The sequence below is a fragment of the Salibacterium halotolerans genome (assembly GCF_900115625.1).
Taxonomy (GTDB): Bacteria; Bacillota; Bacilli; order Bacillales; family Marinococcaceae; genus Salibacterium; species Salibacterium halotolerans.
On sequence record NZ_FOXD01000003.1, the window covers coordinates 117,918 to 132,280 of the forward strand.

General features: G+C 45.6%; 13 protein-coding genes and 5 tRNA genes. 13 read left to right on the top strand and 5 right to left on the bottom strand.

Annotation, left to right across the window (positions count from 1 at the left end; all coding sequences use genetic code 11):
• Positions 1–60: 60 nt before the first annotated feature.
• Both BM124_RS03650 and ppx read right to left on the bottom strand, forming a co-directional pair.
• Positions 61–2,169 carry an RNA degradosome polyphosphate kinase gene (locus BM124_RS03650; protein WP_139217062.1) on the bottom strand — a complete coding sequence of 703 codons (2,109 nt, stop codon included), beginning with the start codon at positions 2,167–2,169 and terminating at the stop codon, positions 61–63.
• A 49-nt stretch (positions 2,170–2,218) separates the two neighbouring features.
• Positions 2,219–3,796, bottom strand: coding sequence for an exopolyphosphatase (gene ppx / locus BM124_RS03655; protein ID WP_093335308.1), 1,578 nt, complete (start codon positions 3,794–3,796; stop codon positions 2,219–2,221).
• Between the two features lie 209 nt (positions 3,797–4,005).
• Between ppx and BM124_RS03660 the strand changes: the two genes are divergently transcribed.
• The 5 genes from BM124_RS03660 to BM124_RS03680 all read left to right on the top strand — a co-directional run bounded on the left by BM124_RS03660 (position 4,006) and on the right by BM124_RS03680 (position 7,467).
• Positions 4,006–4,743, top strand: a complete 738-nt coding sequence (locus BM124_RS03660; protein WP_244504214.1) for a metal ABC transporter ATP-binding protein — start codon at positions 4,006–4,008, stop codon at positions 4,741–4,743.
• Positions 4,744–4,745: 2 nt separating this feature from the next.
• Positions 4,746–5,618 carry a metal ABC transporter permease gene (locus BM124_RS03665; protein WP_093335311.1) on the top strand — a complete coding sequence of 291 codons (873 nt, stop codon included), beginning with the start codon at positions 4,746–4,748 and terminating at the stop codon, positions 5,616–5,618.
• Positions 5,619–5,675: 57 nt separating this feature from the next.
• Positions 5,676–6,512, top strand: coding sequence for a metal ABC transporter permease (locus BM124_RS03670; RefSeq protein WP_093335313.1), 837 nt, complete (start codon positions 5,676–5,678; stop codon positions 6,510–6,512).
• Positions 6,509–6,937 carry a Fur family transcriptional regulator gene (locus BM124_RS03675; RefSeq protein ID WP_093335315.1) on the top strand — a complete coding sequence of 143 codons (429 nt, stop codon included), beginning with the start codon at positions 6,509–6,511 and terminating at the stop codon, positions 6,935–6,937. Before BM124_RS03670 ends, BM124_RS03675 begins: the two co-directional genes overlap by 4 nt.
• 110 nt (positions 6,938–7,047) lie before the next feature.
• Positions 7,048–7,467 (top strand): DUF4190 domain-containing protein, encoded by a 420-nt coding sequence (locus BM124_RS03680; RefSeq protein ID WP_093335316.1) that lies wholly within the window; start codon positions 7,048–7,050, stop codon positions 7,465–7,467.
• An 88-nt stretch (positions 7,468–7,555) separates the two neighbouring features.
• Here BM124_RS03680 and ispG read toward each other — a convergent pair whose 3' ends face one another.
• A complete protein-coding gene (ispG, locus tag BM124_RS03685; RefSeq protein ID WP_093335318.1) occupies positions 7,556–8,653 on the bottom strand; it encodes a flavodoxin-dependent (E)-4-hydroxy-3-methylbut-2-enyl-diphosphate synthase in 1,098 nt (365 codons plus the stop codon).
• A 124-nt stretch (positions 8,654–8,777) separates the two neighbouring features.
• The gene (locus BM124_RS03690; protein WP_093335320.1) at positions 8,778–9,110 is read right to left on the bottom strand and encodes a hypothetical protein; all 333 of its coding nucleotides are present in this window, start codon (positions 9,108–9,110) and stop codon (positions 8,778–8,780) included.
• A 112-nt stretch (positions 9,111–9,222) separates the two neighbouring features.
• Here BM124_RS03690 and BM124_RS03695 point away from each other — a divergent pair, with 112 nt between their 5' ends.
• Positions 9,223–10,110: a DUF1002 domain-containing protein gene (locus BM124_RS03695; protein WP_425288507.1), complete on the top strand. Its 888-nt coding sequence runs from the start codon at positions 9,223–9,225 to the stop codon at positions 10,108–10,110.
• A 183-nt stretch (positions 10,111–10,293) separates the two neighbouring features.
• The gene (locus tag BM124_RS03700; RefSeq protein WP_093335321.1) at positions 10,294–10,944 is read left to right on the top strand and encodes an NfeD family protein; all 651 of its coding nucleotides are present in this window, start codon (positions 10,294–10,296) and stop codon (positions 10,942–10,944) included.
• Positions 10,945–10,954: 10 nt separating this feature from the next.
• Here the strand turns inward: BM124_RS03700 and BM124_RS03705 are convergent, their stop codons facing one another.
• Positions 10,955–11,755 (bottom strand): DUF1189 domain-containing protein, encoded by an 801-nt coding sequence (locus BM124_RS03705; RefSeq protein ID WP_170840943.1) that lies wholly within the window; start codon positions 11,753–11,755, stop codon positions 10,955–10,957.
• A 204-nt stretch (positions 11,756–11,959) separates the two neighbouring features.
• On the opposite strand from BM124_RS03705, the gene BM124_RS03710 reads away from it, so the two are divergent.
• The 6 genes from BM124_RS03710 to BM124_RS03735 all read left to right on the top strand — a co-directional run bounded on the left by BM124_RS03710 (position 11,960) and on the right by BM124_RS03735 (position 14,228).
• Positions 11,960–13,591: a Na/Pi cotransporter family protein gene (locus BM124_RS03710; RefSeq protein ID WP_170840960.1), complete on the top strand. Its 1,632-nt coding sequence runs from the start codon at positions 11,960–11,962 to the stop codon at positions 13,589–13,591.
• Between the two features lie 132 nt (positions 13,592–13,723).
• Positions 13,724–13,798 (top strand) — tRNA-Asn (locus tag BM124_RS03715).
• A 3-nt stretch (positions 13,799–13,801) separates the two neighbouring features.
• Positions 13,802–13,878 (top strand) — tRNA-Met (locus BM124_RS03720).
• A gap of 36 nt (positions 13,879–13,914) precedes the next feature.
• Positions 13,915–13,990 (top strand) — tRNA-His (locus BM124_RS03725).
• 26 nt (positions 13,991–14,016) lie between these two features.
• Positions 14,017–14,093, top strand: a tRNA-Ile gene (locus BM124_RS03730).
• A gap of 42 nt (positions 14,094–14,135) precedes the next feature.
• Positions 14,136–14,228, top strand: a tRNA-Ser gene (locus BM124_RS03735).
• Positions 14,229–14,363: the final 135 nt, after the last annotated feature.

Sequence of the window (14,363 nt, forward strand, 5' to 3'; positions counted from 1 at the left end):
AGACCTCAAAAAGTACGTGCGAGCCCGTCACCACTCTTGTTCTAATGTAAAAATTTAATATTATTCATCCTGATGATCAATAAAGCGGGCGGCGTATTCGAACAGTCTGAGCTGGCTGTTTACAGGTTCTTCACTTTCACCCCGGACCACATAGTGGTATTTACCGTTACTGTCCTGCACCCGGGCTTTTTCATTATCATTCAATGTGATCTCAAGGATTGTCTCGAGCCGTCCCTTCAGCCTGTCATCCAGTATCGGAAACATAATTTCAATACGCTTTTCCATGTTTCTCGTCATCCAGTCCGCCGATGAAAGGAAATAGGATTCTGTCCCATTATGATGAAAATAAAAAATGCGGCTGTGTTCAAGAAATCTGCCTACAATACTGCGGACGCTGATGTTGTCACTGATACCTTCAATACCAGGTCTCAGGCAGCAGATGCCGCGCACGATCAAGTCGATTTTCACACCGGCGCGGGAGGCTTCGTACAGCTTGAGAATGAGTGGTTTATCGGTAAGAGAATTCATTTTGGCAATGATACGGCCGCCGCCGTTTTTCTCGTGATATCTGATTTCATTATCAATATGATGCAGCAGCTCATCGCGGATCTCCACCGGGGATGTGGAAATGTGATTCCATTCCGGCTTCGTGCGGTAACCGCTAAGGTAGTTGAAGAAGTTTGTCGCATCCTCTCCGATATCCTCTCTTGAAGTGATCCATCCCATATCCGTGTATAATTTGGCCGTGGAGTCGTTGTAATTGCCTGTCCCCAAATGGACAAACCGCTCTATCCCACGGGACTGTCTGACAACGAGAGTGATTTTGCTGTGTGTTTTCAGCCCGGTTATCCCGTAAATCACATGAACGCCCGCTTTCTCGAGTTTTTTGGCCCATTGGATGTTGTTTTCTTCATCAAACCGGGCTTTCAGCTCCACGAGTACCGTTACCTGCTTGCCGTTTTCCGCGGCTTCGGTGAGGGCGTGGACAACGGGAGAATCACCGCTTACCCGGTAAAGCGTCTGTTTGATGGCGAGAACGGCCGGATCTTTTGCTGCGGTTGTAATAAAGTCAATAACCGGCTGGAAGGACTCATACGGATGATGAAGAAGAATGTCCTTATTTCTGGCAGCGTTCAGCACATCTGATTCTTCAAGCAGGTCTTCCGGAGGCTGTGGAATCAATGTCTCGTAGACGAGATGCTCTGATTCTTCGGCCATCTGACCGTATAACTGGAAAAGAAATGTTTGATCGAGCGGTCCTCTCAGCCTGTACACATCATTCGGGTGAATTTCGAGTTCCTCCGTCAGATAATGGAGGATCCGCTCATCCATCAAACCAATCTGATATTCAAAACGTACGGCTGCTCCCCATTTCCGTTTTTTCAGTTCTTTCTCAATCTCTACAAGCAGGTCCCTCGCACCTTCCTCGTGGATGGTAAGGTCGGCGTTTCTTGTGATGCGGAACGGGGATACAGAGATAACCTGATAGCCTACGAACAGCTCCCCGATAAATTCGCTGATCACCTGTTCGAGCATGATGAACTGTTTACGGTTCGAAGATGTGCCGGGCATTTCGATGTAACGATTCAGTACGGCAGGAACCTGAACGATGGCAATCTGTTCATTATGTACCTGATTTGTCTCCTTGAGAAGTACAGCCAGGTTGATGGACTTACTCAACAGAATCGGAAACGGCCGGTAAGCGTCCACCGCCAGCGGCGTGAGTACGGGAAAAATGTATTCCTGAAAATAATTGCGGAGATATCCCATCTGCTCTGCGCTTAATTCTTCCATTGTCAAAAATTCAATATGCTCCTGATGAAGAAGAGCGGTTAAGGTTTCCGTGAAAAAATTGTCCTGCAGGTGAACCAGTTCCCTCGTTTTTTCGGTAATGTGTTTAAGCTGCTGTTTCGGGGTCAAACCTGCTTTGTTCTCCGGCTTATTATACCCGGCTTCCACCTGATCTTTCAGACCGGCCACCCGGACCATGAAAAACTCGTCCAGGTTGGAGCTGAAAATGGCGGAAAACTTCAATCGTTCGAGCAGTGGATTCGTTTCATCCAAAGCTTCCTGGAGCACTCGTTCATTAAAAGCAAGCCAGCTCAATTCCCGGTTATTGTAGTAAGCCGGATTGTTCAAATCCGGTTCAAACTGTTCATCAGAAGTCATCATTCGTTCACCTATCCTTACAATACATCATTTCATCTTCACTTTAACATTAAAATGTAAAGGTTTTGTTAAGCTCACTTATAGGATAGAAATGAAGTGCTATTTTTTGTTTCAATATTTTCTCGACGTGCTTTTTGTACTTCTGGCTCTTCATTTCTTCAAAGTAACTGTAAGCATCTTCTCTGCATCCTATGTACAGATCGATGGATTTATCATCATTCTGTACAGCTGAAACATCCTGAACAACCTGACGTTTCGTCCGATCCAGGGCATACGATAATTTCAGAATACTTCCAAGCAGTTCATAGCGTTTGAATTCTTTTTTGGAAACATATTTCTGAAAAGGCGGGGACAGACGTTTCATCCATGCTTTTGACTTGAAAGAGGCAATAAATGCCATGGCGAGCCTTTCAGAATGGGGAACACCATCAATAGAACGGTTTGTTAAAACATAAAACGTATGCTGGCTGCTTGTCTCATGGCTGATGAATTCCCCGATGTAAAGCACCCGTGCGCTTTTTTGCAGGAGTGGGACATTATCGGTTTCTTTCAATTGTCCGGGGATGCTTTCCTCAAGCTCTGCGTACAGCTTCCGGGCAAGACTTCCAACTTCCTGGACGTATTCCTCGTTCATCTCAAATTCCCGGCTCAGCTGAAAAAAGCTTTCTTCTGCCACATCAGGAAGCGAGTTCAATGAATGTTCGCGCAGCAGTTCTTCAAAGAACAATCCTTCACGAAGACCTTTGCTGCTCATCATGAAATAATCAGATTGGAGATAGGAAATCAATTCATGAATGACCCGCACGGCCGGAATAATGACGTCTGCGCGGTCTTTAGAGAGACCTTCCATGTTTTCCCTCTGTTTAAATCCGGCTTTTTCGAAATCCTGTAAGACATCCTGAATATCAGCCGGTGTCATTTCATACTGATGAAGGCCGGAAAGGGGATACTCAGACCGGGCTTGATGAACGAGCGCCATGTTTCTGGCACTTCCGCCGATTCCGATGACAGGAAGGCGGGATGCATCCTGAAGCCAGGGCAGGGATTCAAACTGCCCGCGCAGAAACTCGGAGAGCTTTTTTATATCCTCTTTCTGCGGGTCCCGGCCGGGAAAAAATTTCTTCTTTAACGTCAAGGCACCAAATGGAAAGCTGTGCGTGTGGATGAGGGATTTGTTTTTAAAGAAAGTAATTTCACTGCTTCCGCCGCCGATATCGATGGATATTCCGTCGGCCGTGTCTGTGGAATTAACGACGGCAAGGTAGCCGTAATACGCTTCTTCATCTTCTGAGAGAACACGGATATTCATCGAGGTGCTGTTGTGTATGTAATCCAGAATATCCTGCTGATTGGAAGCATTGCGCACCGCTGCTGTAGCAACTGCTTTTACACGATCCACTCCGTGGTGCATGATAACTTCCTCGAATTGACAGAGGGATTCTTTCAAGATATTCATTCCTTCATCTGTAAGTCTGTTATCGTTATCAATATGGTTATTCAGTCTGGCCACCAGTTTCAGATTCTGCAATTCCCTTGTTCCTGTTTTTTCATCCAATTCGTTAATTACAAGCCGTATGGAGTTGGATCCAATATCAATTACCGCCACTTTTTCTTTCGCTGTCATCATTTGTCCGATATCGCTCCCTGTTATTTAAATCATTTGTAATTTTATGATAAACGGTGCTGAGAAAAAGAACAAGCACGATAAATGTGTTACAGTTTACAATGGAATAAGGTTCTTGTATACTCATTCATATGTAAATCGTAATTATTACGATAGTTAAAAAAGAGAGGGTTCCGCTCATGGTCGATGACCGTATAAATACCATGATAAACATGAATAATATAGTGTTCCAAAGAGGACATCAAACGATTTTAAGTCATGTCGATCTTTCAGTGAAAAAGGGAGAATTTTTAGGGCTGGTCGGTCCTAACGGCTCAGGCAAATCAACGTTGATTCAAATTATGCTCGGACTGCTTGAGCCGGATGGAGGCACAGTTTCGTTATTTGAGCAGCCACTGGAAAAATTCAAACACTGGGAACGAATCGGTTATGTTTCGCAAAAGGCAGCTTCGGTTAATCTCGGCTTTCCGGCAACAGTGTATGAGGTTGTGTCGATGGGGATGTTTTCTAAAGTCGGTCTTTTTCGTTTTCTGAACCGGCACCATAAGAAGAAAATTGATGAAACACTCGAGCAGGTGGGTATGCTGGAGTATAAACACCGTAATATTGGAGAATTATCCGGGGGTCAGCAGCAAAGAGTGTTCATTGCCCGGGCGCTTGTCAGTGAACCGGAAATATTGATTCTGGACGAGCCTACGGTCGGTGTGGACGCTGCCACGGTACAGCATTTTTATCAGCTGTTGTCACGTCTGAACCGGGAGCAGGAGCTGACACTGCTGCTGGTGACCCATGATGTGGGAGTCATGACAAAGTATGTGAGTCATGTGGCCTGCCTGCAGCAGACTCTTCATTTTCATGGCTCAGCTGAAGATTTTGAAGAAAGCGATTTGACGTCCATGTATGGTGAAAATATTGAGATTCTGTCCCATCAGCACGGGGGGCACAGTTAAAAATGGAAGCATTTCTACAATATGATTTTCTGCGGAATGCGTTGATTGCCGGAATACTGATTGGATTCACAGCACCGGTTCTTGGTGTTTTTATAGTAGTGCGGCGTCTTGCCCTGCTTACGGATGCTTTGTCCCATATCACCTTGACCGGTATCGCTTTCCATTTATTTTTGTCCCAGACACTTTCTGTCCTAACGGGGCTCAGTCCGGTTTATATGGGAATGATTTTTGCAGCTGCGGGGTCCCTTTTTATTGAAAAACTGCGCACGGTTTACACCGCCTACCAGGAGCTGGCCGTTCCGATTATTTTATCAAGTGCTATCGGCCTGGGTGTTATTTTTATTTCTTTGGCTGACGGATTTAACCAGGATTTATTCGCTTATTTATTTGGAAGCGTCATTGCTGTGAGCAAAGGCGATCTTGGAGCGGTTACAGGAATAGCAATCTTTGTAACGATTGTGCTTATCCTGTTCTATAAACAGCTTCTTTTTATCGCATTCGATGAAAATCAGGCGCGTGTCAGCGGTATACCTGTAAAAAGCATGAATCTGCTGTTCATTATTATGACAGCTCTAGTTATTGCAACGTCCATGCAGCTTGTCGGCATTCTTCTCGTTTCGTCCTTGATGACACTTCCAGTTGCAGCGGCGCTCCAGGCAGCTAAAAGTTTCCGGCAGATGTTTGTGTATTCCGTTATAGTCGGTGAAGCATCCGTATTGATCGGCATGATTTCGGCATTTTATCTGGATGTTTCGTCCGGCGGAATGATCGTTTTGGCCGCCCTTGTGCTTCTTCTTGCATCCATGTTGTACCGTAAGGCATCGGGAAGAGCTGTTTTTCATCCCGGGCGCCAAAAGGAAGCTGCGGTGGAATAAGTTGCAGTTACAGAGACTTTTCTTTTACAATAATGACAATGAAGATGTGATAAAATCATGGACTTAACATTTTTAGAACGGGGAATCATCGCGGCACTGTGTATAGGAATGATTGCACCGCTTCTCGGTACACTGCTGGCGGTCCGGCGCTCTTCCATTATTGCCGATTCCCTCTCCCACGTGACGTTGACCGGTCTCTCCGCAGGAGTATTGATTGGTGGAACATTCGAATTTTTACCCGTTCACCCGCTTTATACAGGATTTGCTTTTTCTCTTGCAGGTTCGCTTTTCATTGAGAAATTAAGACAGGAATACGCATCGTTTCAGGAACTGGCTGCCCCGATTATTTTATCGGCGGGCATCGGATTGAGTGCGGTTTTTATGAGTTTGGCACCTTCAGGGCAAAATGAGTGGTATGATTATTTATTCGGAAGCATCGTATCGGTCGGGGAAGGCGATCTTCTTTTTATACTTGTCACTTTTTTGGTCTCGGTTGTATTGTTTATCGTTTTTTTCAAAGAACTGGTTTTTGTTTCTTTCGACCAGGAAGGTGCAGCGGTATCCGGGATTCACATGAAAACCATCAATTTTTTGTTTTCCTTTTTAACGGCACTTGTCATTTCGATGTCGATGAAAGTAGTTGGAATTCTTTTGGTCGGAGCTCTTATTGCGCTCCCGGCTTCTGCGGCGCTGCAGCTTGCTAAAAGCTTTCGGGCTCTTGTTCTTTGGAGTATTATTATCGGGGAGGCAGCTGTTATATCGGGCGTCATCGGTTCGTATCATTTAAGTCTTGCGACCGGCGGATCCATTGTCGTATCCGCAGCTTTAATTCTCGGAGCTGTGCTTTTATGGAAGCCGCTTGTACGTATTTTCAGCAGGAGGAATCCATTATGAATGTAAATCAGGCACTTTCGCTTTTAAAGGAAGAAGGATATAAATTTACCGGTAAGCGGGAGCAGATGCTTTCTGTTTTTGCTGAAGAATCACGTTACCTGTCCGCCAAAGAAGTTCTTACCGCTTTACAGACAAATTACCCCAATGTAAGTTTTGACACCGTGTATCGTAATCTGTCCCTTTTTGAAGAGATGGAAATTCTGGAAGTGACAGAGCTTGATGGGGAGCGGCGTTTTCGCTTTCACTGCTCCACAAACCATCATCATCACCACTTGATTTGTTTGGACTGTGGAAAGACGAAACAGGTTGATGCCTGCCCGATGGAATGGATCAGTGACAACAATGACGAAGAATTCGAGGTGACCGGTCACAAGTTTGAAGTGTACGGATACTGTTCTTCCTGTACTGAAGGCGCTGGGGCGTAATGCTGGATTTTGGCAGTGTGCCGGCCGGGCAGGCGGGCATACTAAGACTGCTCTTTCTTTTCATCTGTTCCAAAAGAGCTGATTTTTAAAGAGCAGGGAGGGGCAGCAGCATGGACGAAGATCGTCCAAACCAGCAGGACACCCGGACAATGGAAGAGCAGCAGAAAGAAAAAGGTCCTGACGATGTAGAGGTCGCTGAAGACGATTATACAATGGAAACAGCATCAGAAGTGGCTTCCCCGGGTATTGGAAGCCGTTCCAACCTGAGTGGGTCACAACGGGAAGAAGCGGAACAATACGAAACGATGGAAGCCGATATTACGGATGACTCCATCGGGAAGGGGCTGGGCGTGACAGCTCTGATCTTGAGTATCTGTTCCCTGTTTTTTCTTCCGGTTTTCACAGGCGGTGCCGGTATTATACTCGGCATCTTTGCTGTCAGAAGAGATGCGGCCGCTTTAGGATGGTGGGCTGCCGGAATCGGTGCTTTTTCCATCGCCGTGACGATGTTGTTTGCTCCATTGTTTTAACGGAGAGCGCCTCTGGTGCTTATAACACAAAAAAGCTGTTCCGATGTCATTATCGGAACAGCTTTTTTGTGTTATGCCGAAGGTTTTGTTATACCTGCGCTTCCTGAGCGGCATAATGCTCTTCAGCAATCTTGTCTACTTCTTTTTTCAACTCATCCACCATGATCTCTTCTGGAACTTTACGGATGATTTCCCCGTGCCGGAACAAAAGACCTTCTCCTTTTGCTCCGGCAATACCGATATCGGCTTCCCGTGCTTCGCCGGGACCGTTCACGGCACAGCCCAGAACGGCAACTTTGACTGGTGCTTTGATGGTGGAGATGTATTCTTCCACTTCATTTGCGATGCTGATTAAATCAATTTCAATGCGGCCGCATGTCGGGCACGAAATCAGTGTGGCAGCATTGGAAGCAAGTCCGAACGTTTTCAGAAGCTCGCGGCCGACTTTTACTTCCTCAACAGGGTCGGCACTCAGTGAAATACGAAGAGTGCTGCCGATGCCTTTACTCAAGATGGCTCCAAGACCCGCAGAACTCTTAACAGAACCGGCAAACTGTGTGCCTGACTCGGTAATACCAAGGTGAAGCGGATAGGAAAAGGCCTGAGCGGCTTTTTCATATGCTTCAATAGCTAAATGAACATCCGACGCTTTCATGGAAACAACAATATCATGAAAGTCCAGCTCCTCGAGGATTTTGATATGATGAAGGGCGCTTTCCACCATGCCGTCCGCTGTGGGATAGCCATATTTCTCCAGAATATGGCGTTCCAGTGAACCTGCATTTACGCCGATCCGGATTGGTATCTGTTTTGCTTTTGCAGCTTTTACAACTTCCTCCACTTTCTCACGGGTGCCGATGTTTCCGGGATTGATACGGATTTTATCGGCGCCGCCTTCAATCGCCATCAATGCCATCCGGTAGTCGAAATGGATATCCACGACAAGAGGAATATTGATTCGTTTCTTGATTTCCGGTATAGCTTCAGCCGCAGGAATATCAGGGCAGGCGACACGCACAATCTGGCACCCCGCTTCTTCCAGGCGGTGAATTTCACTTACTGTTGCTTCAATGTCATCCGTTTTTGTCGTTGTCATGCTTTGTACTACTACTTGGTCGTTACCCCCGATGACGAGGTTTCCTACTTTTACCTGTCTTGTTTCTGTGCGGTGGGTGATTTGGCTCATGAATCCATTCGCCCCTTTTTCCTAAAGTATATATCACTTACGGTAACAGTCTTCAATCAATTACTTTAACCAGGATCAACCTTTATTCTATCAGCGTTTTGAATGATTTGGCAAGCAAAGGGGATTAAAAAGACGAGTCCTGCTTTGGTGTGTAAAGTGGAAAACGATACGGGCTGTCCACCTGGATAAGATCCGGTGGAACTCCTTCATTTAATTCTTTGAAATCACGGGTTATTTTATCGACCGGTGCCGGAAGACTTCCGTCGTGCAGTTTTTTTGTTATCGACACGAGGGTCTGGCCGGATTCGACTGTAACTTCTACAGCCCGTCTGTCGTCTATAATGTCTGAGGACGAAGAATTGTCTTCACCCGGGCCTGCCAGAATGCCTTCTGTTAGATCATAATAAACAGAAATGGAAAGTAATATAAAAAGAATAAAGAATAATGTTTTTTTCATTGTTATACTCCTCCGGCTGGACGATAGAATATTTTAGTGTAATGATATGTTCAGGAACAGCGGTTTAGAACGACAGTGGTATATTTAAGTAGTCAAAAAAGGAGAATGGTATATGAGAAGATGGAAAGTTATGATTCTGTCGGCTGCGGCCGCGGTAATGGCGGCAGCAGCTCCAATGTCCTCATCAGCCGCGGAAGGCGATGTCATCGTCACACTGGGAGAAGATTTGAGCGAACAGCAGCGCAGTTCTATTCTTAAGGAAATGCAGGCCGGGGAGAATGCCGAGATTATAACCGTGTCCAATGAAGAAGAACGTCAGTACCTGGGGGAATACCTTGGGGATGAGATAGGCACAAACGCTCTTTCTTCTTCAAAAATAACGATAGCCCCCGACGGAGAAGGTATCACTGTGAATACCAATAACATTACCAAGGTGAGCGAAGGTATGTACGCGAACGCCCTGATTACAGCCGGGGTACAGGACGCCGAGGTATATGTCACTGCGCCGATGGCTGTTTCCGGAACGGCAGGACTGACAGGCCTGATTAAAGCGTATGAAACACAGACCGGGGCGGAAATTTCAGAGGAACAAAAGCAGGTGGCCAATGAGGAAATGGTGAAGACGTCGGAACTTGGTGAGAGCATCGGCACAGAGCAGGCAACTGAGCTTATCACCCGTATCAAGGAGGGGATAAGCAATCAGAATATTGAAACCGAAGAAGATCTGCGCAATTTGATTGAACAGATTGCAGGGGATCTTGGAGTGTCGTTGACAGAAGAAGAAATGAACGGCCTCGTCTCATTATTTGAGCGTATGCAGAATCTCAATATTGACTGGAGTCAGGTGCAGAGTCAGATATCAGATATCCGGAACAATCTTGACGAGTTTTTGAACAGTGAAGAAACACAGTCTTTCATATCCAGTTTTCTGGACTTCATCAACCAGCTGATTGATTCGCTCAGCGGATGGTTCGGAGGAAATGAAGAGAACACAGCATAATATTCATCTCGGCACCGCCTTTATCTGAAGGCGGTGTTTTTATTATAGAACTTATACTTTATGAGTGAAAAATACGGGAGAAAAAGGTAGAATGGAATTGAAACGGTTTATTATTGAAAACGTACAACAGATACAAAATGGTTCCGATGCTTGAAATTTATGCTCGAAAAGGAGCTGATGAATATGGATTGGCTGCAACTGCCCAGTATCGGGTTTCTTGTCGTATTTTTGGGAACGCTTTTCTTAATGGGGGAAATGCTTGTTAAAGCAAAAGGGCTGTTCGCGATTCTCGGCATTGCATTGATGAGCCTGTTTTTCACTTTTCATATCGACGCCGGGGGAAGCATGTGGATTATCATTCTTTATCTTCTCGGTGTAGCATTAATTATTCTGGACGGAAAAGTAATCAGTGACGGCACGATTGCCTTGTTTGGAGCACTGCTTATGGGGCTCGGCCTTGCTGTGCCGACACCATCCATAACATACGGCGTGTTGGTGGTTTTTGGTTACATTGCCGGATTATTTTCGTCCGGACTGTTTCTGAAAGTATTCACCAGCCGCAACCTGTGGTCGAAAATAACACTGAAAGACCAGCTTGGAAGTGAACAGGGATACAACTCTATGGATGATTCCTATAGAGAACTCAAAGGAAAATCGGCTAAAACATTGACACCGTTCCGCCCGACAGGAACGATTATTGTAGAAGGCAGGCATTTCAGTGCAACGAGTGGAGATCAATGGCTCGAAGCAGACGAAGCGGTCACGATCGCGGCCGTTGACGGTACCAAAATATTGGTCCGCCGCAGGGAAGAATATGAAGCAGACAGCAAGTGAGAAACTTTTCTCACTGCTGTCTCTTTTTTTTAGGTACGGGAAGCCTGCTGTAAATCACCGCCAGCCATACAAAGGCAGTAAACCAGTAAAGAATATTCTGCTGATAATCCGGAAACCGGCCGGGAAACAGGTTGACAACTGTCACCACCATCGTCGGCAGCGTTACCGCATAAGCGCACATGATCCAGATCTGCCGGTAGGACAAAGGAACCGGGGATCGTCTCCGTATCATAAGCCCGTAGACCGAAAGAAAGCTGATCCCGATAAATTTTAACGCTGTTGTGAATAAATACATTAATAATATTGTTACCGGAATGAATAAAAAGAGAAGGCCGTCTGCTCCCTGGATTAAAGACGTCATATCATTTTTGGATATGGTGAAACCGCCTGCCATACTGTAAGCAAAAGATCGTTGTTCTGAGCGGGTATTGAGAACAAATTCATCTTCAAGAAAAGCGGTAACCTGTTTTTGTTCTTTGATGACTGCTATGTCCTCCTCGGACAAAGTTCCCTCAGGATCAAACACAATACGCCGCCCGCTGTCGTCTGTCAGGTCTCGAGAAGCGGAATCACCGGAATCGATCGTTCTGCCGCTGATGGTGAAGGCCGGCATATCATCATGGGTAAGGGCGGATTCCAGCTGGTTAATTCCTCCGGTGATGGAGACAGTAAGGGTAATGGCAGCAGGTATACTTGCTGCAATCATAAGAAAAAATATGTAGCCGATTGTTTTACCGATGCTTTTAAAGCGGAACCGGCCGATATATACGGCGGAATAAAGACTTTTTATAAACGTTTGAAGTGTTGTCATTATGCACTCCTTTCTCATCTGCCTGTCTCATTTTACCGCAGTCCGTACGTTCTAAAAACAAATAATATAACTTTCTTTACAATTCTTAATAAAATCTTTACAAAAACTAAATGACATTCATGAAAAAATAAAGTAAAATGCAAAAGGTTTGTCTTAAAAGGGGATTTATAATTTATACAACTGAAGGGATGAAAAGGATTGGAAATTGATGTTCAGACGATCATTTTCTCATTTTTAGGTGGTCTCGGAATTTTCTTGTTCGGTATTAAGTTTATGGGGGACGGTCTTCAGAAAGCAGCAGGAGACCGGTTAAGGGAAATACTGGACAAGTTTACAAGCAATCCTCTGATGGGTGTGCTTGCAGGAATGATAGTTACCATACTCATTCAAACCAGCTCCGGTACTACGGTACTGACAGTCGGCCTGGTAAATGCAGGGTTTATGACACTCCATCAGGCTATCGGTGTCATTATGGGGGCAAACATAGGAACAACGGCGACGGCTTTTATTATCGGTCTTGACATAGAAGCATACGCGCTGCCCATTATGTTTGCTGGTACGGTAATGATATTTTTCCTTAAAAACAAAAAAATCAATAATATCGGTCAGATTCTTTTTGGGTTCGGCGGTATTTTCTACGGTTTGAAATTGATGGGCGAAGGTGTCGCACCCCTTGAAGGATTGGAATCCTTTCAGAACTTGACGGTAAGCATGAGTGAAAATCCGATTCTCGGCGTCATCATCGGTGTAACCTTTACTGTAGCGGTACAAAGTTCTTCGGCTTCCATCGGACTGCTGCAGGAGCTGTATCAGCAGGGAGCCATCATGCTTGATGCGGTCATGCCGGTTCTTTTCGGTGATAATATCGGTACGACAATTACCGCGGTATTTGCAGCTATCGGCGCTTCCGTTGCAGCGAAGCGGGCGGCCTTCGTCCACGTCATATTCAACCTGATTGGAACGACTATCATACTTATCCTGCTCTCGCCTTACACGCTGCTGATGGAAAATGTGCAGGACTGGTTGAACTTGAATGAGCGAATGACTGTAGCGTTTGCCCACGGCATATTTAATGTTTCCAACACGCTGCTGCAGCTGCCGTTTATCGGGCTGCTGGCTATTTTGGTTACAAAACTGATTCCCGGTAAGGATACAGAAATTGAAATGAAAGCCCGGCACCTTGACACGAGCTTCATCGAGCGGTCACCGGGAATTGCACTCGGACAGGCTAAATCGGAAACACTCAGGATGGCTGAGTTTGCTGAAAAAGGTCTGACAGAGTCGCTGCAGTATCTGAAAACAACTCAAAAACGTCATTCAGAACTTACGGTACAGTTTGAAGAAGCGATCAACAATCTTGATAAGAATATAACAAATTACCTTGTGCTCGTATCTGAACAGTCACTGTCGGATGAAAATTCCAGAATGCACTCCGTATTGATGGATACAGTGCGGGATATTGAACGGATAGGCGATCACATGGAGAATATGGTGGAGCTTGTCGATTATCAGCTTACTAATAAAGTGACATTGTCGGAAGAAGCGTACCAGGATCTCGATGAAATGTTCCGTCTGACAATAAACACACTGCAGCATGCAATCAAAACACTTGAAAACGATGATGTGGATGAAGCAAAAGAAGTTGTGAAGCAGGAAGAAGAAATTGACAAGCTGGAACGTAAACTTCGTAAAAAACATATTCTGAGGCTGAATGAAGGAAAGTGTTCCGGATCAGCAGGAATTGTTTTTGTCGATATGCTTAGTAATCTGGAGCGGATCGGTGATCACTCCGTCAATATCGCCGAAGCCGTCCTGGATGAACAGGAAGAATCTTAAAAGAAATGGCCCGGCCCTTCCAGGCCGGGCTTTATAATTGAAAAAAAGGATTGAAAAATCATCTTGACCCGGAGAGGCCAGCGTGATACGATGATTACTGTCGCTGAAGCAAGAGGACATATCAAAACATATTCCACAGTAGCTCAGTGGTAGAGCTATCGGCTGTTAACCGATCGGTCGCAGGTTCGAATCCTGCCTGTGGAGCCATAGGGCGGTGTAGCTCAGCTGGCTAGAGCGTACGGTTCATACCCGTGAGGTCGGGGGTTCGATTCCCTCCACCGCTACCAATTGAATGTTATTTAATTACATGTATTAATCATATGGCGGTTGTGGCGAAGTGGTTAACGCACCGGATTGTGGCTCCGGCACGCATGGGTTCGACTCCCATCAATCGCCCCATTCCATAATGAATCAAAAAGGTTAACGGACCCTTAGCTCAGTTGGTCAGAGCAAACGGCTCATAACCGTTCGGTCGTAGGTTCGAGTCCTACAGGGTCCACCACTTTCTTCTCACCATCATACAGTGGGTGCGTATTTTTCAGATGGAGGAATACCCAAGTACGGCTGAAGGGGACGGTCTCGAAAACCGTTAGGGGCTTTGCGGCCCGCGAGGGTTCGAATCCCTCTTCCTCCGCCATTGCATTTTAAATCTTAAAAAAACATGTTTATCATTTCCACCAAGGTGGTATAGTACGAATGGTGTTCAGAGGAGCGCCATTCATTTTTGTTGAAAAGACAAAATGAATTTGGTAACGTAAGACTTGCCGGATAG